This is a genomic window from Acetobacter suratthaniensis (genome assembly GCF_017377745.1).
Taxonomy (GTDB): domain Bacteria; phylum Pseudomonadota; class Alphaproteobacteria; order Acetobacterales; family Acetobacteraceae; genus Acetobacter; species Acetobacter suratthaniensis.
This window is the reverse complement of record NZ_JAFVMG010000003.1, coordinates 182250-203549: the sequence shown is the minus strand read 5'-3', so window position 1 is coordinate 203549 and position 21300 is coordinate 182250. Positions and strand designations below refer to the sequence as shown.

Below are 21300 nucleotides of genomic sequence, written 5' to 3'. Positions count from 1 at the left end.
GATATCACATTTCGGAACCGAAACATTTGACACCAGAGCCGCTTTTCTTGACTTCAGCCGCCAGCTTTACAGGGACGTATACAAACCGTACTGGGCCCGCCAGGCCGAAGGAGCCATTGCCTCCCAGCGGACAAAGGCGCGCGTAAAGGCGCTGATTTCCGAATAGCCAAGCCGATAGGCGATATCCGAAACAGACAGGTTTTCAAACTTGAGATACTGCAGCGCCTGCTCACGCCTGACATCATCGAGAATGGATTTAAAGGACTGATTTTCATAAGCCAACTGACGCTGGAAACTGCGCAGCGACACATTCATATCACGCGTAATCGCCTCAAGGCTGATATCTCCACCAGACAGACGCTCAATGATTTTCTGCCGGACATGTCCACTAAAACCGTGCGCTTGCGGTACACTCTGGAGCAGCTCATCCAATGTGGCCCCTGTGATACGATGCAGCATAGGACGAGCATCCGCCATGGTCTGCTCAAACGTATCTTTTCTGAACAGGATACCATCATGCGCCTGCCCGAAGCGGACATCACAACCCAACATTTCTCTGTGCGGATGTCCTGAACCAGAAGCCATATGCCGGAAATGTACCGCCAGAGGCGACCAGTCCTGCCCCATACCCCGCCGGAACAACCCGACCAGCAAGCCCATGGTCAACTCGGCATCGTGCCTATGCCCCGGAATGGCGCTATCGGGCACCTGATAATCCAACAAACAGGCATCGCCAACACTGAAAGCCCGTAACTTGCTACGCTGTTGCAGCACGTTGAAGTATCTTTGCAAACTCTGCACGGCCCCCCACAGATTGGGTGCGTTCATCGCATGATAGCCCACAATCCCCAACCCTTCGGGAGAAGCCTGCGCCCCGAACCGCAAACCGAAATATTCGTCATCCAGCGTGCGCTCCGCAGTCAGCAGCACACCACAATAGCGTTTAAGCGATATGACACGATTTGGCTGTTCATACAGATGAGGTTCGAGACCAGCATGCCTTAGAATTTCAGCACTTTTACCACCCTGCCGCGTGATGAAGTCCTCAAGGCCAAACGTAACGGATGCCATTACCCCTGTATCATCTTCCGTTCGCATGTGAGGGCGCATTGCTTTTTGCATGATATTGGCCTTTATCCGCGTATGGCAGGCTGTGATGATATTTCCTATATTGCAGGCAACACTCAATCGTTATGATGTTTCCTCTTTTTATTACCAATGAAAAGAGGAATTTCTGATTTTTGACTGAGGTTTCACGGAGTGACAAGGGTTTCGTTGAAACTTTCGACAAACCGGCTCTACCACTTCCCCAAGGCAATAGAGCGCCATTCGATCCGCAGTTCATCTACCCAATTCAGGAATTTGTTCTATCACTCCCGCCGGAACACAAGTTTCCGCGCCAGAAGGTAGCCTGGCAAAGATAGTCCAGACGATAAGATACAAAGTAACGTCGCTGGCCTATAAAACCCTGTAAACACAGAATAGCCTCAGCCACCCGCATCCAACCATACTGATTCAGTCATGTAATGGGCTATCAACCGATTGCTGTGAAAAGCAATATTTCTCCATCCGGTTCCAGCCGAAATGCTCCGTTCATTGGCGAGATCGTATCTGCTCCTGCCAATAGCCCATTTGCGCTGCTTGGTACTGGCAATATCACGCCAAGGTATGTCGTCAGTTATTAGCTATGATAGTGGAGACAGGTTGCAATTCTGTAATGAACATTGATTTCATCCAGTTGCAACGCATCTCCGTTCTTATCGAGGCTCCTGACGAAACACCCTAGCCCTTACGTAACGCCCAGGCTGGAGCCGCCTTGCCTACCCCCGCACGCTTACCTTGCCAGTCACGCAGGTCGTCCAAGCTACGGGGGCGGGCATTACCGGGCCAGATCAGCCCACCGCCCCCATCAAATACAACGACATGACGCAAACCACCCTCGGTATATTTCTGCAATGCCACCCCGAGCCCGCGCGCCATGACTGGCAATTCCTCAAGCGGGAAAACAAGAAACCTCCGGTTATCCCCCAACACCGCTACATGATCGCCCTGTGCCGAAACACAGGCCCGTGCAACCTCGCCGGACTTGAGGTTGAGCACCTGCCGCCCGGAGCGTTTTTCCGCCACCAGCGAGTCATCTTCCACAACCATGCCGCGCCCGGCACTGGAGGCCACAAGCCTGCGCCCTCCAGCTTCCAGCACGAAGACAGCCACCAGTTCCTCGTCGTTCGACAGATCCATCAGCAAACGCACAGGCTGGCCATCGCCACGCCCGCGTGGCAGATCGGCCCCGCGCACAGTGAAAGCCCGCCCATCGGTTGCAAAAAAGCACAGTCTGTCCGTGCTCTGGCAGGGTACTGCCAGCCTGAGGGCATCGCCCTCCTTAAACTTCTGGCCTTCCAGATCGCTCACATGGCCTTTGAGCGCACGCACCCAGCCTTTTTGCGACAGGATCATGGTAAGCGGTTCACGCTCCACCGCATCAACCACCGACACATCCACCGCCTTGGGCGCACTGGCAATGGTGCTGCGACGCTGGCCAATAGGGCCTTTGGCCAGTTGCACGGCCATGCCATCCAGTTCGGTAGCAATCCGCTCCCAGCGCAGGCCATGATCGCCCAGCAGGGCGAGCAGGCTGCGCTTTTCGGCCGAAAGCGTATCGTGCTCACGCCGGATGTCCATTTCCTCAAGCCTGCGCAGACTACGCAGGCGCATATTCAGCACCGATTCCGCCTGCAGGTCTGTCAGGCTGAAAACCTGCATCAGGCTGGCCTTGGCATCGTCCTCCTCGCGGATGATGCGGATCACCTCATCAAGGTTGAGGTAAACGACCAGAAAGCCAGCCAGAATTTCAAGCCTGCGTTCCACCGCAGTCAGCCTGTGGCGACTGCGACGCTCCAGCACCTCATGCCGATGGTCGAGCCATGCCCGCAGAACAGCCTTAAGCCCCATAACGGCAGGCGCGCGGTCTGGCCCGAGCACGTTCATGTTCAGCGCAAAACGGCTTTCCAGCAGCTTCGCCCTGAACAGGGTTTCCATCAGCACTTCCGGCTCGATCCCGCGTGACTTGGGCTCCAGAATCAGACGGATTTCATCCGTGCTTTCATCCCGCACATCACCCAGCAGCGGCAGCTTTTTCTGCTCCATGGCCTCGGCAATCTGCTCGATCAGGCGCGATTTCTGCACCTGATACGGGATTTCCGTCACCACGATCTGCCATGTGCCAAAACGACCCTGTTCAACATGCCAGCGCGCACGGATAAGGAAACCGCCCCGCCCGGTCTCATACGCCTGCGCTATGGCATGCGCGTCTTCCATGATCAGGCCACCAGTCGGGAAGTCCGGCCCGGCAATATGGGTCAGCAGTTCAGCCGTATCAGCTTCGGGCCTGCGCGCCAGCACAGCGGCAGCCTTACAGACCTCAGCCGCATTATGCGGCGGAATGCTTGTGGCCATACCCACCGCAATACCCGCAGCGCCATTAGCAAGGATATTAGGAAACGCGGCAGGCAGGACAACGGGTTCCTGCTCCTCGCCATCATAGGTCGGGCGAAAATCCACGGCATCGTCTTCAATGCCGTCCAGCAGGGCTACGGCGACATCGGTCAGGCGGGCTTCGGTGTATCGCATGGCGGCGGCATTATCGCCGTCGATGGAGCCAAAATTGCCCTGCCCTTCCACCAGCGGATAGCGGGCGGCAAAATCCTGCGCCAGACGCACCAGCGCCTCGTAAACCGAGGCATCGCCATGGGGGTGAAACTTACCGATGACATCACCCACCACGCGGGCGCATTTCTTGAACCCGGAGGCCGGATCCAGCTTGAGCTGGTGCATGGCGTAAACCAGCCGCCGATGAACCGGCTTGAGGCCGTCACGCACATCAGGCAACGAGCGCGACATGATGGTGGACATCGCGTAGGCCAGATAACGCTCGCTCAGCGCATCCGCCAGCTTTGTCTCTTCTATATGACCTGCGACTGTCTCGTTCATTTCCTGCTCCGCACACGCGCCATTTCATCAATCGGGCGTTCCGACCTGCCAGACATATAGACCCTGCCCGCGTTGTGCCAGCCTTGTCATGCCCGAAACAGCCCTCGCACGCACAGCCTGTCTTTGGCCCCTGCCGTTATCGGGTTACTGGCGGATCAACCCGCCTTATCCTGTTGGGCCAGTCTTTCGGCCAGGCGCTCACGCGCGGCGGGCAAAGGCCGGTGCCGCTGGCCAAAAGCATGGCGGGCGAGAAAATACCCGGTCAGAGCCAGCCCCTGCTGCCAGTCCTTAAGGCTACCTTCGGCCTGCCCATCCCGCATAAACGCGGGTAGCGGCAGAAGACGGTCTTTCCACTCCCCTGCCCCGGCACTACTGACAGCCCGGCCGCTACGGGGTGACACATAAACCAGATCATCCTGACTGCCCGTTACGGCGCAGCAGCCCAGATCAAGCCCGAAACCCAGTGCACGCAGCAGTTCGGCCTCCCAAAGAATATAATGGGGCATCCCCTCACGTTCAGCCACCGCCGCATCATAACCCAGAAAAGACAAAAGCCGCACGGTCGTGGCAAACAGCGGCAGGCAGGGTTCACGCTCTGGCAGGGTCGTATCAAGGAGCGTGCAGGCAGACTGCACCATGGCCAGCGCCAGCGGCGCGGAAAACAGGCGTCCTGCGCAGCCATATAGCAATTCGCCCGAAAACGCAGGCAACCCGGCCTCGCCACGCTGGCGGATCGCCGTGCGCACGACATTACCGGGCTGCCACAAAGCGCGCCCGGCCCGACTGGCCCCGCCATGCGCCATGCCCCGCACCAGCCCTTCGGCCTCGGTCAGCACATGCACGCGCGCGGCTGTCTCGCCCATGAGGGCGGTAGAAACAACAAGGGCGGGGGCCTCCTCTGGAGACACCCCGCCCTTGTTCATACTCACGGAAGCCTTACGCTCAGACGCCAGCAACCTTGGCAACTTCGGCAGCGAAGTCGTCAGCGGTTTTTTCAATGCCTTCGCCCAGCTGGAAGCGGTCAAAGCCAGCCAGCTTCACGCCAGCCTTCTTCACCACGTCCTTCACGCGGGTTTCGCCGTCATGCACCCAGACCTGCTCCAGCAGCACCACTTCTTCGTAGAACTTGCGGATACGGCCTTCGACCATCTTTTCGATGATGGCTTCGGGCTTGCCAGAAGCGCGGGACTGCTCGATCAGCACGGCGCGCTCACGCTCGACGGCATCCTGATCCAGATTGTCCACATCCAGCGAAGACGGACGGGTTGCGGCAACATGCATGCCGATCTGGCGGCCAAGCTGTTCGATCGCGTCAGACGCGCTCGGCGCTTCAATAGCGGCCAGAACGCCGATCTTGCCCAGACCCGGACGTAGCGCGCCGTGTACATAGGTAGCCACAACGCCGGACGGCACAGTGAACACGCGGGCGCGGCGCAGGGACATGTTCTCGCCAATGGTGGCGATCAGGTGCGTCAGCTCATCAGCCACGGTGCGACCGCTGGCCAGCGTAGCAGCCTTAATGGCTTCGAGGTCTTCACCAACCTTGAGCGCAACCTTGGCAATTTCTTCAACAAAGCTCTGGAAAGCTTCGTTACGTGCCACGAAGTCGGTTTCAGCGTTCACTTCAACCATGGCAGCGGAACGGTCGGTGGAGGCTACAGCAACCAGACCTTCAGCAGCAACACGGCCAGACTTCTTGGCAGCGGCGGCAAGGCCCTTCTTGCGCAGCCAGTCGATGGCCGCTTCGATGTCGCCAGACGCTTCGTTCAGCGCCTTTTTGCAATCCATCATGCCCGCGCCGGTTTTCTCGCGCAGATCCTTGACCAGTGCTGCGGTAATTTCCGCCATCTTCCGTACTCCTTATAAACCCTTGGCGCGCCCCTGTTCAGGGCGCGCCAAGGTATTTTTCCACCCACTTAAAGTGGGCCGTGACAAATGAAAACAGCCCGGTCGAAACCGGGCTGCCTTCCTTGAAGACGTATCAGCCAGCCACCGGAGCGTCGGCTGCTGCTTCTTCCAGAGCCGGTTCTTCAACCAGGTCTTCAGAAGCGCCCAGATCAGCACCAGAAGCGCCCAGCTCGGCCGAAATACCATCCAGCACGGAAGCGGACACCAGATCACAGTACAGGCCGATAGCGCGGATCGCGTCATCGTTGCCCGGAACCGGGAAGGTCACGCCACGCGGGTCGGAGTTGCTGTCCAGAATGGCCACAACCGGGATACCCAGCTTGTTGGCTTCTTCAATGGCCAGCTTTTCCTTGTTGGTGTCGATCACGAACAGGACGTCCGGCAGGCCGCCCATTTCCTTGATACCACCGAGCGAACGCTCCAGCTTGTCGCGCTGGCGGGTCAGATCAAGAATTTCCTTCTTGGTCAGGCCGGACGTGTTGCCTTCGAGGGTTTCTTCGATCTGGCGCAGACGCTTGATGGAGCCCTGAATGGTCTTCCAGTTGGTGAGCATGCCGCCCAGCCAGCGATGGTTGACGTAATACTGGCCGCAACGACGGGCTGCTTCAGCAATCGGGTCCTGTGCGGCGCGCTTGGTGCCAACGAACAGAACGCGGCCACCACCGGCCACAACATCACGAATCGCCTTCAGGGCGCGGTCGAGCAGGCCAACGGTCTGCTGCAGGTCGATGATGTGAACCTGGTTGCGCACACCGAACAGGTACGGCGCCATGCGCGGGTTCCAGCGGCGGGTGTGGTGACCAAAGTGAACACCAGCTTCAAGGAGCTGACGCAGTGTGAAATCGGGCATCGCCATTGGCGTGATCCTACTTATCTGGTTGTACCTCCGCGGAGCGCTGCCGGATTATTAAAACCCGACACCAGTGAGGCATGGCCCCGCGTGCGTAGTCCCGACCAAAAGCCGGGCGGCGCCTGTATGGCGTTTTTTGGCCATGCAGGCAAGGACAAAAAGCTCAGCCAGCCAGCGCCGGGGCAGGTTGGGGCTGGGCAAAGCGGTTTGGCACCCCGTGGGCTGCCAGCAGGGTGCGCAGGTTCCGCACTACGGGAAAGACTTCTATATTATGATCTCCCCCCAGTTCACGCCACGCGGCCTGCTCCATCTCCACGATTTCGCGGTCTTCCTCGAAAATGCGATGTGTGAACAGGCCAAGGGCAGGCCATGCAATATCAAGCAGGAAAGCCCATTTGGGTTTCTTGACCGACAGCAGCCCAAACGCCTGCGTAACCTGCTGGGTTTTACCCAGCGGCACATAACAGACCCACAGATCCATGATCAGATCGCCATCCTTATCGTGGATCTGCAACGTCTGGTACGGATAGGTGGTGCGGATGGAGACAACCTCTTCCACCGGCTGTTCGCGCCCTTCAAGATCGTGATGGCGTCCGAAAATCAGCGCTTCGGCAAGCGGCTGGCTGCCCGCCGTGCGGGCAAAGCTGTAACGCGCCTCAAGAAAATTCTCGCCTTTGTCCTGCCCTAAAAAACGGGCCGTAATCGACCCCATCTGGCGGCGGTGCAGGAACTGATGGTTCATGTCCATCAGGTTTTCGTGCATGAAGGTGTAATGGCATTTCAGGCGCGGGTTGAACTGTCGGGTTTTATATTCAGGGTTACCCACCTGCGCGATGTCGGGCACCGGCACGCTGTCAGCCAGAGCGGGATCGCCGGGGAAGATAAAAATCAGCCCGCCTTTTTCACGGCATGGAAAGGTGCGTACGGGCCGCCCCACATCCTCGCGGTTCAGATAAGGCACCGTGACACACTGCCCCTGCTGATTAAACGCCCAGCCGTGGTAGCAGCACTTTACACAGCCTTTTTCATCCACCACGCCTTTACTTAGCGGCACCTGACGGTGTGCACAGCGGTCTTCCAGAGCATAAACCGGGCCATATTCAGGCCGGATCAGCGCAATGGGTTCACCAGCATACCGCGCGGCAAATGCCTTACCGGGCCGCACCTTGCGTGACCAGGCAACAGGATACCAGAAATTAGGGTCGCAATCGATCTGGCGCAGGTCATATCGGGGAGCATTTACACCACTGCCCTGCCGTTCTGTTGTTTCCGCCTGCATGATATCCCCCTCATGTTGCACTGCGTTGGTGCCACGGCGTTACAGATACCCTCGACCCGTGCGTGGCGCATGCCGACCGTGCGGCGGCTGGCACGATTCCGCCTTCTGGTCTGTCATGCAAGCCCTTCTCCTGCATGCCTGACCACCCGCCCCAACCTTTAAGGCGCGTGATCGGAACACTCTGCGGTTTTCTACCATACGGCAGGACAGAACGGGCGCATCTCTTACACGATACGCCGCCTATCAGGGGCCATCAGCCCACGTATCGGACGCGGTATCGAAACAGGCAGCCAGAGTCTCCGTCAATACAGGGTCGGTGGCCAGCGCCTGCCCGTCCAGCACCGTTACCTCACGCAATGAAAGCGTATTGACCAGCCACACCCCCCGCGCCCACAGGATCTGTTCGTTCTCAAGCGGCGCTTCGCGCACCAGCCCGCGTGCCAGCAACACGCCACGCGCAACACCCGGCAGAGCGCCCTCACTCACCGGTGGGGTGGTCAGCTCTCCGTCTTCCGATGCCACGATAATGGTGCTGATGGTACTCTCCGCCACCCGGCCCTGCATATTCAGCAGCAGGGCTTCTTCCGCATTGGCGCGGGCGGCTTCCTGCCGGGCCAGAATGCCGGGCAGGTAATTCAGGCTTTTGATACGCGAAAGCGGAGAGGTTTCATCCCGCCGGATCAACCCGCTGGTAATGGCACGCACCGTTGTCCGGGCAAAAGCCCCCGGACTGGCCGTAAGGGCCAGTGTGGAGCGGGTGTTGGCAGGGGGGAGCAGGCCACGCGGGCTTTCGCCCCGGCTCAGGGTCAGGCGGATACTGCCCTCTTCAATATCGGTAGCATCCAGCAATTCGCACAGAGCCTGCCGCACGGCACCGGTATCTGGCACAGGCAGGCCCAGAATCCGCCCGCCTTCAACCAGCCGGTGCATATGGGCGTAAAGATTCATGACCCACCCCGCACGCACACGCATGGTCTCAAACAGGCCATCACCCAGCGTAAAACCACGATCCATAGGACTGATCCGCGCGGCAGCGAGCGGCACCAGTTCCCCGTTCAGCCACATCAGGCTCATACGCCCTCCGCAAACGCAGCAAATGGAGCCAGTTTCAGACGCATTTCCTCATATTCCTTCTGTGGGTCGGACAGGATGGTAATGCCCCCGCCCACGCCAATCCTCATGACCCGGCCCGCACATTCAAAGCTGCGGATAATGACGGCACTATCCATGCTGCCGTCCACCCCGATACGAAAAACCGTTCCACAATAGGCCCCTCTGGGAGAAGCCTCCAACATATCAATAATTTCCAGCGCCCTGTGCTTTGGCGCCCCGGTGACCGAACCCGGCGGCAGGGTCGCGGCCAGCAGGTCAAACGCATCATGCTCCGGCTGCAGGGTGCCTCGCACTTCCGACACCAGATGGTGTACATGGGCAAAACGTTCCACCTTCAGAAAGTCCTGAACCTGCATACTGCCTATGCGGGCAACGCGCCCGATGTCATGGCGCATCAGATCAACAATCATCAGGTTTTCGGCACATTCCTTTTCATCTGCTGCCAGCATGCGGGCAAACGCCTCATCCTGTGCCGCATCCTGCCCGCGTGGGGCTGTGCCTTTGATCGGCCGTGACGCCACCGCCCCCCGGTCGCTGACACTCACAAACCGCTCGGGCGAACAGGACAACAGAGAAAAATCCGCCCCGCAGGACAGATACGCCCCAAAAGGGGCTGGAGCATGCGCCCGCAGCCGCCGATACAGATCAACCTTCGACACCCCATCCGGCAGGAGCGCTGTATAGCGTCCGGTTATATTGACCTGAAAAATATCGCCAGCCGCAATCAGTTCGCGCGCCTGCGCCACAGCCCGACGATAGGAATCCGCAGACTGATCCGGCTCAAGCGTAAAAGAGGGACAGGCCGGGACAGGTGCCATCTGTTCCGGCACGGCATACCATGCGGCGACACAACGCGTTGAATCGTATCCATCATGCGAAAAACCACTGACATAACAGCGCTTTTCCTGCCTATCCCATGCGTAGGCATACTCATACAGAGCCACGGCCATATCCGGCACATCCGCCTGTGCCGCATGCGCACTGTTTATCCCTTCCAGCGCGAGCCCAAATGCGTATCCGGCAAACCCTACAAGCCCGCCACTGAACGGCACCCCCTCCACTTGCTGGGCCAGAGCATCGTACCAGGGGCATAGACTACGCAGAAAAGACAGAACCTGTGCTGCGGACATCTGCCCCAGATCGCGTCCATCCAGAATAACCCGCCCGGCCTGGACATGCAGCACATGCCGGGGCGCATGGCAGAAAAAACGCCACCGGCTGCGTTCTTCCAAAGCGCCGCCACTGTCCAGAAAAGCACACCATGGCACATTCCCCCATGCCGCCAGCACGCTATCTGGCTCACGCCAGGGCAACTCACGCAACCATGCCATTGGGTTAAATCTGCTCCACCTTGGAAATACCGGGCACGGTGCGTAGTTTCTGTGCCAGCACAGGTGTTACCTTGTAGCCGCCTTTCAGCCTGACCTCGACATCACGGCTTTCGGCCACGCCGGGCATCAGAACAATACGCCCCGCGCCCCCCTTCTGCTCATTCAGCATCGCCTGCAAAGGGGGAAGCGCATGCACACCTTCCAGCCAGACACGCATACGCCCCTGTTCCTGTGCCGCCGCCTGTTCAAGATCGACAATATCCTGCGCTGTCAGGCGTAGGGCTTCGCCCTCCAGCTTGGCCTCCGCCGTTACCAGAACGGCTGTGCCGGCAACCAGAATATCCCGCACTCGGCTCAGAACTTCCGAAAACACCGTCACTTCGCACCCGCCGGACGCATCGGACAGGCGCACCCATGCCATCTTGTTACCTGTACGGGTTGGGCGTTCCTTGCGATCCACCACGCAGCCCGCAATCCGCACACGGGCCGTACCCGATTCCGCCGCAGACAGAAGCTGCGACATACGGGTAACCCCCAGCCGCCGCAGAACCGAGCCGTAAGAATCCAGCGGATGCGCCGTCATGTGAAAGCCTACGGCTTCGGCCTCCATAGCCAGCCGTTCGAACTCGGGCCAGTCGGGCCGGTCTTCCACCCGCAGGGGTTCTTTCTGCCCGCCACCGCCAAACAGCCCGATCTGGCCTGAAGCCGCCTCCTGTGCCTGTGAATGCGCACGACGCAGGAGCGTGTCCGCGGCACCATGCACACGCGCACGATTGGGATCGAGGCAGGAAAAAGCGCCGGCTTTTGCAAGATTTTCCACCTGCATGCGGTTGATGTTGCGCGGGTCTATACGCGTGGCAAAATCCACCAGATCGGCAAAGGGCTGCTTACCCCGTGTAGCCACCAGCGATTCCATGGCCCCGAAACCCACTTTCTTGATCGCCGCCAGCGCATAGCGGATGGCATAGGTGCCATCGGGCTGCTGCTCTACGGAAAAATCAGCTTCGGAACGGTTGATATCGGGCGGCAGCACGGCAATGCCCATGCGTTCGGCTTCCTGCCGTAAAGCCGCGAGTTTTTCTGTTTTTTCCCGTGCGAGCGACATACAGGCTGCCAGAAACGCTACGGGGTGATTGGCCTTCATCCACGCGGTCTGGTAAGACACCAGCGCATACGCAGCCGCGTGTGATTTATTAAAGCCGTAGTCAGCAAATTTTGCCATGAGGTCGAACACCTCAACGGCTTTGTCTTTGGGAATCCCGCGCCCGACTGCCCCGGTGGTGAAAATCTCGCGCTGCTGATCCATTTCCGCACGGATTTTTTTACCCATGGCGCGCCGCAACAGGTCAGCGCCACCCAGACTGTAGCCCGCCATTTTCTGGGCGATCTGCATAACCTGTTCCTGATAGACCATGATGCCGTAGGTCTCTTCAAGAATATCCCGGATTTCCTCGTGCGGGGGCTCCCAGGCCTCGCCATGTTTACGCCGACAGTAATCGGGAATATTTGCCATCGGGCCGGGGCGATACAGCGCCACGGCGGCAATCAGGTCTTCCAGCCGGGTGGGGCGCATCTGCTTGAGCACGTCTCGCATGCCAGCACCTTCGAACTGGAACACACCCGCGGCATCGCCACGGCCCAGCATGTCGTAGGTTGCGGCATCATCCAGCGGGATACGACCTAGCTCCACGCTCTGGCCCATGCGGGCAATAAAATCGACCCCGCGCCGCAGAATGGTGAGTGTGGTCAGCCCCAGAAAGTCGAACTTGACCAGCCCCGCCTGCTCCACAAACTTCATATTATACTGGGTAACCAGCATATCGCTTTTGGGGTCTCGGTAGAGCGGCACCAGTTCTACCAGCGGCCGGTCACCAATGACCACACCGGCGGCGTGTGTACTGGCGTGGCGGAACAGCCCTTCAAGCTGCTGGGCAATTTCGAGCAGGCGCCGCAGGGCCTCGTCGCTGTCGCGCATCTCCTGCAGTTTTTGCTCGCCCGCAATGGCTTCTTTCAGCGTCACGGGTTTTGCAGGATTGTTTGGAATAAGCTCGGCTACGCGGTTAACCATGCCATATGGCAGGCCCAGCACACGCCCCACATCGCGCACGGCAGCACGCGCCTGCAACTTACCGAAGGTAATGATCTGCGCGACACGGTCAGCCCCGTATTCACCCCGCACATAGGAAATAACCTCGTCACGCCTGTCCTGACAGAAATCAATATCAAAGTCAGGCATGGACACACGTTCGGGGTTCAAAAACCGTTCGAACAGCAGGTTGAAAGGAATAGGATCAATATCGGTAATGGTCAGCGCCCATGCCGCAAGCGACCCCGCCCCCGAACCACGGCCCGGCCCCACCGGAATATCATGCGACTTGGCCCACTGGATAAAGTCCGCAACGATCATGAAGTAACCGGGGAAACCCATTTTCGAGATAATATCCAACTCGAATGTCAGCCGGGCCTGATAGCGGGCTTTGGTTTCCTCATCCAGCGCCATGCCGGTAAAGCGCTGCTCCAGCCCTTCATGCGCCATGGCGCGCAGGGTCTGGTCTTCGGTTGCGCCCTCACGCACCTTTGGACAGACTGGCAGCAGGGGGCTGCGCGTTTCCACCTTGATGGCGCAGCGGCGGGCGATTTCAAGCGTGTTGTCGCAGGCTTCGGGCAGATCCGCGAACAGGGCCCGCATCATCTCCGGCGGTTTAAACCAGTGCTCGGACGTTACGCGAAAACGCTCCCGCTCAGCCATCGTGCGGCCCTGCGCAATACACAGCAGCGCGTCATGTGCCTCGTACAGATCGGGCGCGGGAAAAAAGCATTCATTGGTCGCAACCAGTGGCAGACCAAAACGGTCTGCCAGCCCCAGCACACCCGGCTCCACCGCTTTTTCCACAGCCAGGCCGTGGCGGTGCAGTTCCACCACCAGCCTGTCACCAAACACCTCGGCCAGACGGGCAAGCCAGCGCTCGGCCTCGTCTTTCTGCCCTTCGGCCAGCATCTGAAACAAAGGCCCGCGTGTGCCACCTGTAAGCAGGATCAGCCCTTCGGCTTTTTCGCACAGGGTATCCAGCCCCACGATCGGGTCGGCCGGATCACTATGCTGAAAACCGTAGGAGGAGAGGAACTGGAGGTTAGCCAGCCCCACCTCGTTCTGTGCAAGCAGGACAATGGGTTCAGCCGGAGCGCCCGGCTTGTCATTGCGGGCAGGCAGGCCAATCTGGCAACCGATGATGGGCTGCACACCAGCCTTGGCGCAATATTGCGAAAACTCCAGCGCGCCGAACAGATTGCCGGAATCGGTCATGCCCACGGCAGGCATCCGCATTTCCTGCGCTTTGGCCACGATCTCGGGAACGCGTATGGCCCCCTGACTCAGCGAGTAAGCGGAATGAACCCGAAGATGAACAAAATCTGCATGCGGCATACCCCTGCATAGCACAGTCCGCCCCCAGTTTCCCACCCGTTGACAGGCCCATTCACCCTCCACCCTGCCCCCCGGCCAGAGCCGGGGCGGCGCTGGCCCTGCAAGCAGGCTAGGGCTAGACTGCCCGCCCGCGCCCTACTGCGCGGTTTGGTGTCATTGCTTCAGGATTTTTCATGCATATCGTCCAGACCAGAAAAGACCTGCGCGCCCTTGTCGAACAATGGCGCAGCGCAGGCGAAACCATTGGCGTGGTGCCGACCATGGGCGCCCTGCATGATGGACATCTGGCGCTGGTCAACGCTCTGGAGGGCAAAGCCACCCGGCGTATCGTGACCATTTTCGTCAACCCGATCCAGTTCAACAACCCGGAAGATTTCAAGCTCTATCCGCGCGGCGTGGAAGCCGATGTAGCACTACTGGCCGCCACAGGCGGGGTGGACGTGCTGTACAATCCCAACGAGCACGAAATGTACCCACCGGGTTTTGCAACACGTGTGATGGTTTCGGGCCTCGATTCCATGCTGTGCGGGGGCGACCGCCCCGGCCATTTCGATGGTGTGGCTACAGTTGTCAGCAAACTGCTGAACCAGACCGGCGCACAGATCGCAGCTTTTGGCGAAAAAGACTACCAGCAGCTCTGCATTATCCGCAGACTGGTGAGCGATATGGATATGCCGGTGGACATTCTGCCTGTCGCCACGGTGCGCGAAGCCGATGGACTGGCCCTGTCCTCGCGCAATCGCAGGCTCAGCCCCGCCGAGCGCCAACAGGCTGCCCTGCTACCCGCAGCCCTCAAAACCTGCCTGGCTGCCTTGCTGGCCGGCCAGCCGAGTGCCTCAGCCCTTGCAGAGTGCGCCACCACATTACAGGCCGCAGGTTTTACAGTGCATTATCTGGATTTGCGCGCACAGCAGACACTGCAACCCCTTTCCCACCCCGAACCCGGCGCACGCCTGTTCGTGGCGGCGACACTGGGCGATGTCAGGCTGATCGATAACATGCCCGTGTCAGCAACCGCGTAAAAACGCTCACCCAAACAAAGGAAAACTCATGACCAGCACACCACCACTCACCCGCCTTGCTCCAGAAGAACGCCTGACGGGGGCCGTTGTTTATAACGGCCTCATCCATCTTGCCGGACAGGTAGCGGATAACCCAGAGCTTGATGCTCAGGGACAGATGGCCGACATCCTCCAACAGGTCGATGCCCTGCTGGCCGAAGCCGGCACAGACAAGAGCCGCCTGATCTCGGTACAGATTTTTCTGGCTGACATGGCGGATATGGAGGACATGAACCGCGCATGGGACGCATGGCTGGACCGTGCGAACAAACCTGCCCGCGCTACGGTTCAGGCCAAGCTGGCCGACCCACGCTGGAAGGTGGAACTGACTGGCGTTGCCGCCGCGCCATAATAGAATTTTTGAAGGAAAATTCAGGCTGGCTCCCGAAGTAGGACTCGAACCTACGACCCAGCGATTAACAGTCGCTTGCTCTACCAACTGAGCTATTCGGGATCAGCGAGGCATCGTATAGCGGCCCTTTTCGTACGCGTAAACCCCCTTGCTGATGTTTTTTTTGCTTTTTTTTGACTTCGCCGCCGACAGCCAGCCTGACTCGTAGTAAGCAGGGAGAATGAGTAGCCAAGGTCACTTTTCCCTCTCGCGTCGCGCCCTGCTTACCGGGGCTGTTCTTGCCAGCACCGCCACTGCCGCAGGGCTTATTCTTGCTCCGCACCTGCATAACAGGCACCCACGTGCGCAGCCGGATGGTTCTTACCGCAAACTGCGCCTTGGCTGGTCTGGAGCGGAGCATTGTCCGGTTTTTGCAGCCGCCCAGCAAAAGGGCTTTTTTGCCCATTACAATCTGGATATCGAGGTTGTTTCCTCCAGCGCCAACGGCCATGAAACGCTCGACGCAATGCAGAACAAGGCGTTTGATTACGCTGTAGCCTCGGCCCTGATCTGGATTCAGTATCTCAACAACACCCTGCCCGCCCGGCTGGTGCTTGGCGTGCAGCCCGGCAACTTCCGCCTGCTGGTGCGGCGCAGCAGCGGCATTACCCGGCTTGATCAGCTCATGGGCCGCACTGTGGCCATTCCCGACCGCAATGCGGCGGACAAGCTGTTCTTTGCCGTGATGATGCGCCGCAAAGGGCTGGATGCCATGAACCGGATCACATGGCAGGACATGCCGGTTGACCAGATTGCCGAGGCAGCACAGGCCCAGAAGATCGAAGCCGTAGCAGCCCACGACCCTGTTGGCTGGCAGCTTCTGCATGAACACCCCGATCTGTTCACCGAACTGGTCGGTAGCAACACAGGACATTACGCCGAGCGCACCAGCCTTGTGCTGGGCGTCAGTGACGCAGCACTGGCCGAAGACCCGGCAGCCGCCACCGCACTGGTTCTGGCCCTGATGGACGCCGCCCACTGGGCCGACACCCACCGCGATGAAGTCGCCACCCTGATTGCCGATGACACCCCGGCCCTGAGCAGCGACAGTGCGCGCGCCATGCTCCATAGCGAGCCGCTCATACGCCCGGTTGCAGGCGGCGCTTTCCGCGATCAGATCGCCCAGTACTGCGATGAACTGCAACTGATCGGTTTAATGCCCGATCTTGAGGACTCAGCCGCACTCGCGCACAAGTTCACCCGTAACGTGCTGCATGCCTGATATCGGCAGCACCCGGCCAACCCCACTCAGCCATAAAATGACGCCGGGTAAACTCCGGCCCTCATTCTTAAATTATTCTCTATATACAAATGTGATGAAAACATTCTCACCAAAATGGTAGAGGCTGTTATATGGCCTTTCCATTAAACCTGAAAAGCATGACAAGCTTGGAAATAATCTCTTTTATATCTGCTTGTCTGGCTTTATCCGGCGCCCTGTACGAGCGGGGTATACAAACGACCAGCCCAGCCAGAAAACTTATAAAAGCAGCCATACCCTGTTTTATGGCAACAAGTGTATGGATCATCCATCATATTGTTCTGATCAAGATTTTTGGTGCTGAAAGCAGCAACTTCAGCCTTCTTTACTCTCTCCTATCCTACGCCCTTCTTGTTTTCGGCTTTTATCTCGCAATAAAAATAATAGATTTTGGTTTTTTATATGCAAATTACATAGCTGGCGCAATAATTGGCACATTCATTTCAATTTATCATATTTCAGACAAATATTTTCTTGCCCATTACACCGTAACTCCACCAAAAGACGGTGCGGGAGCGAGTTCCATTTTCTTAATCCTGTCGTTTATTATTCTATGGTCGTGCATCGTAGGCTATCTGACAGATTATTATAAAAACCGTGAACAGTTATCTTATCTGCAAAAAATCGCTTACACCGACAATCTGACAAATTTAGCCAACAGAAATGCGCTGAACGACCATTTCAAAACACTGATTGAAAAAAACGGACAAACACAGGCAACCTTTGCCTGCATGATCATTGATCTGAATAATTTCAAAGATATAAATGACAATTATGGCCATCTGACTGGCGATGAAGTTCTCACAACCATTGGCGAGAAACTGAGAGCCGCCTTTAAAAACACCAGCCATTTTCTAGGAAGACTGGGTGGGGATGAGTTCATTATTCTGGCAAATTATAAAAATATTTCTGAAATCGAAGCCATTTCAGAGAAAGTGTACAGCGTTGTCGTGGAGCCTAACCGTATAGATGGCAACCTGCTGAGCGTTGGCTGCTGCATTGGCATTTCTCTTTTTCCAGAAAACGGCGCAACACAAAAAATACTGATGAACCGTGCGGATATCAGTCTTTATACGATGAAAAAACAGCGCCTGAATGGCATATGTTTTTATAAGGAGAGCCCTGCCAGCGATTAAAGGCCGCCACCACACACAGGCAACACTTTAACCCGCGTTATCTCCCGCGTTTTTTTTACCCAACCTGACTTCGCTTACCAGAACGCCCAGCACCACCAGCCCGGCCCCGACCAACGCACGCATGGGCAGGGCCTCCCCCGCCAGCCAACCGACAAGCCCCGCCCAGACCGGCTCGCCCGCGTAAATAACCGTGGCTCTGGTAGGGGAAACCGTCTGCTGCGCCCAGTTCATGGCCGTGTAAATCACAGCGCTCAAGCCACCCAGCGCCAGCACCGGTAGCGCCCAGCCCCATGAAAAAACCGGTACCGCCTCGTGCGCAAGAGGCATTGCACAAAGGGCCAACACCCCCACAACCAGAAGCTGCACCACGGTCATGCGAAAACTATCCAGACCGGGCCGGGCAAAATACCCGACCAGAACAATTTCAAGCGCGATCAGGGCTGCGGCAATCAGGGTTCCGACTTCACCTGCTCCCAGTTGCAGGCTGACAATCTGCCGCCAGCCTGTCAGCAGCACCAGCCCACAGAACGCACAGCCTATGCCCAACCACCCGGCAAGACGCGGCGCACGCTTGCTGAACAGCCACTGCACAAACGGCACCACCGGCACATACATACCGGTAATAAAAGCGGACTGACTGCTGGAAATGCTGCGCAGGCCCCATGTCTGCAAAGTGTAGGCACCGAACATGACAACGCCGATAACCCCACCCGCCACACATTCCGCCCTGTTTAGCCCCGGCAGGGCACGGGCAAACAGCAGGCAGGTCAGCCCTCCGGCTGTCAGGAAGCGGGCCGCGACAAAAAACAGCGTGCCAGTATGCTGCTCTGCCAGTTGCACCACCAGAAAGGTGCCGCCCCACAACGCCGCCGTAATAATAAGAACCAGCTCGGGCAGAAAGCCACGTGCGCGCGGGGTATTACCCCCTGCACGGGCGGCTTCCATCACCGAAGCCTCATTCAGCATAAGCCACTGACAAACCGGCTGATACGCGCACAGGCTTCAGCCAGCGCTTCGTCCGAGGTCGCACAGGAAAGCCGCAGGTAGGGCGAAGCCCCAAAAGCACTCCCCGGCACGGTGGCCACGTATTCTTCTTCCAGCAGCGCCTGCGCGAAATCGAGATCGCTCTCCAGCAATCGCCCGCCCGCCGCACGGCGGCCCAGACAGCCCGCCACGCCGGGATAGGCGTAAAAAGCACCCGCAGGCAGGGCGCAGGTCAGCCCCGGTACCGCCTGAAGGGCTTCCACCACCATGCGCCGCCTGCGGCTATAAACCGCAACCATATCCGCCACCAGATCAGCCGGGCCATCCAGCGCGGCTGCGGCAGCCGCCTGCGCAATGGTGCAGATACCCGATGTCGCGTTACCCTGCACTCCGCGCATGGCGGCAATCAGGTCGGCTGGCCCTCCGGCAAACCCCACGCGCCAGCCGGTCATGGCATAGGCTTTGGAAACCCCGTTAAGCGTAATGATGCGCTCTTTCAGATCTGGCGCGACAGCCGCAATTGAAGGCGCGCGCGCACCATCAAAAACCAGATGTTCGTAAATCTCGTCAGACAGAATCCACGTATCGGGATAGGCGCGCAGAACCTCGGCAATCGCCTCAAGATCAGCCTGCGTACACACAGCCCCGGTCGGATTGGAGGGGAAGTTAAGCACCAGCCAGCGCGTGCGTGGCCCCATGGCCTGAGCCAGCGCATCGGCCCGCAGGCGAAAACCGTCTTCCTCCCGGCAAGGTACAAAAACGGGTTTTGCCCCAAACATGCGGGCAATCAGCGGATAGCTGACCCAGTATGGCGCGGGCACCACCACCTCATCCCCCGGATTAAGCGTGGCCATGAACGCATTGAAAATGACCTGCTTGCCCCCGTTGGACACCATGATCTCGGAGGGAGCGTAGTCCAGTCCGTTATCCCGTGCGAACTTGCGCGCCACCGCCGCCTTGAGCGCGGGCGTGCCATCAACAGGTGGATATTTGGTCTGCCCGGCCAGTGCCGCCTCATGTGCGGCCTGCACAACCGCCGGAGGCGTTGCAAAATCCGGCTCACCCAACGCCAGCGAAATAACGGGCGCACCCTGCGCACGCAGCGCACGGGCGCGGGCCGCCATTTCTATGGTCGCAGGGGCCGGTAGCCCCTTGAGACGATCAGCGAAAACCCGCGCCATGCGCCTAGTTCACACCCGCGCAGAAACGCTGGATACGCGTGCAGGCTTCGCGCAGGCTTTCCGTATCCGTTGCGTAGGAAATACGCAGATACCCCGGATACATGAAGGCCGAACCATGCACGGCGGCCACGCCTTCTTCTTCCAGCAAAGCCCCTACGAAGTCTTCATCCGTAGCCATCAGCCGCCCACCGGGAGAGGTTTTACCCAGACAGGCCTCAATATTGGGAAACACATAAAACGCACCCTGCGGCGTATCGCACTGCATGCCCTGCGCCTGATTGAGCATGGACACCACAAGATCACGCCGGGCCTGATAGACCGACACCATCTCGCCGATAAAATCCTGCGGGCCAGTTAACGCTTCAAGCGCTGCCGCCTGCGCGATGGAACAGGGATTGGAGGTGGACTGCCCCTGCAAGGTGTTCATGGCTTTGGTAACCGCCACGGGCGCACCTGAAAAACCGATGCGCCAGCCGGTCATGGCATAAGCCTTGGACACGCCGTTCATGGTGACGGTACGCTCACGCAGGCGCGGCTCTACCTCGACAAAAGTAGCGGGGCGGAAGCCGTCATAAGCCAGCTTTGCGTAAATATCGTCCGTAAAGATCCACACATGCGGGTGGCGCAGCAGTACATCGCACAGCGGGCGCAGATCCTCAGCGGAATAGGCCACACCGGTGGGGTTGCACGGAGAGTTCAGGAAAAACCACTTCGTGCGCGGCGTAATGGCGGCCTCAAGCTCCTCGGCCGTCAGGCGGAAGCCGTTTTCGCGGCGGCAGGGCACGATAACGGGCACGCCTTCAGCCAGCGTGACAATATCAGGATAGGACACCCAGCACGGTGCGGGAATAATGGCTTCGTCACCGGGGTTGAGCGTTGCCATCATGGCATTGTAGATGACCTGCTTGCCGCCAGTGGAAACAATAATTTCCTCAGGCTTGTAATCCAGCCCGCTATCCAGCCGGAAACGCTCAGCCACGGCACGACGCAGTTCAGGAGTGCCCGCGACATCGGTATAGCGTGTCTGCCCCGCTTCAATGGCGGCTATGGCCGCACTGGCAATGTTCTGGGGCGTACGGAAGTCAGGCTCGCCCGCCGACAGGCTGATAATGTCGCGGCCTTCGGCTTTCAGCGCGCGGGCGCGCGTTGAAATAACGATGGTCTGGCTCGGGCTGATCCTGGTCATGCGGTCAGCGACAATGCTCATGGCTTCCTACTTTCCAACACGTTTACTTCAGACACGCGGGGGCGGGCACCCATGCTCCCGGCTTGTCCCTGCGGTCTGTTATGACTGCGGCACACTAATCATGTTCGCGGGCGCGCGGAATATACGATTTCAGCCCTTGGGTGCTTTTTTCCACCGCACGCACTGATTTTACCACAACCCGTTC

Annotated in this window: 16 protein-coding genes and 1 tRNA gene; 4 read left to right on the top strand and 13 right to left on the bottom strand. The window is 58.7% G+C overall.

Features of this window, described 5'->3' with window-relative positions; all coding sequences use genetic code 11:
* Window positions 1-66 precede the first annotated feature (66 nt).
* The 9 genes from qhpR to dnaE form a co-directional block, all read right to left on the bottom strand.
* Complete coding sequence (qhpR, locus tag J2D75_RS05670) at window positions 67-1098, bottom strand: AraC-like transcriptional regulator QhpR (protein ID WP_207853756.1); 1032 nt, start codon at window positions 1096-1098, stop codon at window positions 67-69.
* Window positions 1099-1782: 684 nt separating this feature from the next.
* The gene (parC, locus tag J2D75_RS05665) at window positions 1783-3990 is read right to left on the bottom strand and encodes a DNA topoisomerase IV subunit A (protein WP_207853754.1); all 2208 of its coding nucleotides are present in this window, start codon (window positions 3988-3990) and stop codon (window positions 1783-1785) included.
* A gap of 155 nt (window positions 3991-4145) precedes the next feature.
* Window positions 4146-4913 (bottom strand): DNA repair protein RecO, encoded by a 768-nt coding sequence (recO, locus tag J2D75_RS05660; RefSeq protein WP_207853752.1) that lies wholly within the window; start codon window positions 4911-4913, stop codon window positions 4146-4148.
* Between the two features lie 19 nt (window positions 4914-4932).
* Window positions 4933-5838 (bottom strand): translation elongation factor Ts, encoded by a 906-nt coding sequence (gene tsf, locus J2D75_RS05655; protein ID WP_207853750.1) that lies wholly within the window; start codon window positions 5836-5838, stop codon window positions 4933-4935.
* A 133-nt stretch (window positions 5839-5971) separates the two neighbouring features.
* The gene (gene rpsB / locus J2D75_RS05650) at window positions 5972-6754 is read right to left on the bottom strand and encodes a 30S ribosomal protein S2 (RefSeq protein ID WP_207853748.1); all 783 of its coding nucleotides are present in this window, start codon (window positions 6752-6754) and stop codon (window positions 5972-5974) included.
* Window positions 6755-6911: 157 nt separating this feature from the next.
* Window positions 6912-8027 carry a Rieske 2Fe-2S domain-containing protein gene (locus J2D75_RS05645; RefSeq protein WP_207853746.1) on the bottom strand — a complete coding sequence of 372 codons (1116 nt, stop codon included), beginning with the start codon at window positions 8025-8027 and terminating at the stop codon, window positions 6912-6914.
* Window positions 8028-8270: 243 nt separating this feature from the next.
* A complete protein-coding gene (locus tag J2D75_RS05640; RefSeq protein ID WP_207853739.1) occupies window positions 8271-9101 on the bottom strand; it encodes an aminotransferase class IV in 831 nt (276 codons plus the stop codon).
* Complete coding sequence (locus J2D75_RS05635; RefSeq protein WP_207853731.1) at window positions 9098-10471, bottom strand: anthranilate synthase component I family protein; 1374 nt, start codon at window positions 10469-10471, stop codon at window positions 9098-9100. The genes J2D75_RS05640 and J2D75_RS05635 overlap by 4 nt, the downstream gene beginning before the upstream one ends.
* 4 nt (window positions 10472-10475) lie before the next feature.
* The gene (gene dnaE / locus J2D75_RS05630; protein ID WP_207853729.1) at window positions 10476-13895 is read right to left on the bottom strand and encodes a DNA polymerase III subunit alpha; all 3420 of its coding nucleotides are present in this window, start codon (window positions 13893-13895) and stop codon (window positions 10476-10478) included.
* Window positions 13896-14068: 173 nt separating this feature from the next.
* Between dnaE and panC the strand changes: the two genes are divergently transcribed.
* Window positions 14069-14917 carry a pantoate--beta-alanine ligase gene (gene panC, locus J2D75_RS05625; RefSeq protein ID WP_207853727.1) on the top strand — a complete coding sequence of 283 codons (849 nt, stop codon included), beginning with the start codon at window positions 14069-14071 and terminating at the stop codon, window positions 14915-14917.
* A 28-nt stretch (window positions 14918-14945) separates the two neighbouring features.
* Window positions 14946-15308, top strand: coding sequence for a RidA family protein (locus tag J2D75_RS05620; protein WP_207853726.1), 363 nt, complete (start codon window positions 14946-14948; stop codon window positions 15306-15308).
* Window positions 15309-15334: 26 nt separating this feature from the next.
* Here J2D75_RS05620 and J2D75_RS05615 read toward each other — a convergent pair.
* A tRNA-Asn gene (locus J2D75_RS05615) sits at window positions 15335-15410 on the bottom strand.
* A 118-nt stretch (window positions 15411-15528) separates the two neighbouring features.
* On the opposite strand from J2D75_RS05615, the gene J2D75_RS05610 reads away from it, so the two are divergent.
* Window positions 15529-16569 carry an ABC transporter substrate-binding protein gene (locus tag J2D75_RS05610; RefSeq protein ID WP_207853724.1) on the top strand — a complete coding sequence of 347 codons (1041 nt, stop codon included), beginning with the start codon at window positions 15529-15531 and terminating at the stop codon, window positions 16567-16569.
* Between the two features lie 131 nt (window positions 16570-16700).
* The gene (locus J2D75_RS05605; protein WP_207853722.1) at window positions 16701-17744 is read left to right on the top strand and encodes a GGDEF domain-containing protein; all 1044 of its coding nucleotides are present in this window, start codon (window positions 16701-16703) and stop codon (window positions 17742-17744) included.
* Window positions 17745-17771: 27 nt separating this feature from the next.
* On the opposite strand, the gene J2D75_RS05600 is transcribed toward J2D75_RS05605, so the two are convergent.
* The 3 genes from J2D75_RS05600 to J2D75_RS05590 are packed head-to-tail and all read right to left on the bottom strand — an operon-like array spanning window position 17772 to window position 21116.
* The gene (locus J2D75_RS05600; protein ID WP_243428527.1) at window positions 17772-18710 is read right to left on the bottom strand and encodes a DMT family transporter; all 939 of its coding nucleotides are present in this window, start codon (window positions 18708-18710) and stop codon (window positions 17772-17774) included.
* Window positions 18704-19909, bottom strand: coding sequence for a pyridoxal phosphate-dependent aminotransferase (locus J2D75_RS05595; RefSeq protein WP_207853720.1), 1206 nt, complete (start codon window positions 19907-19909; stop codon window positions 18704-18706). The genes J2D75_RS05600 and J2D75_RS05595 overlap by 7 nt, the downstream gene beginning before the upstream one ends.
* A gap of 4 nt (window positions 19910-19913) precedes the next feature.
* On the bottom strand, window positions 19914-21116 hold the full coding sequence (locus J2D75_RS05590) for a pyridoxal phosphate-dependent aminotransferase (RefSeq protein ID WP_207853718.1): 1203 nt from the start codon (window positions 21114-21116) through the stop codon (window positions 19914-19916).
* Window positions 21117-21300: the final 184 nt, after the last annotated feature.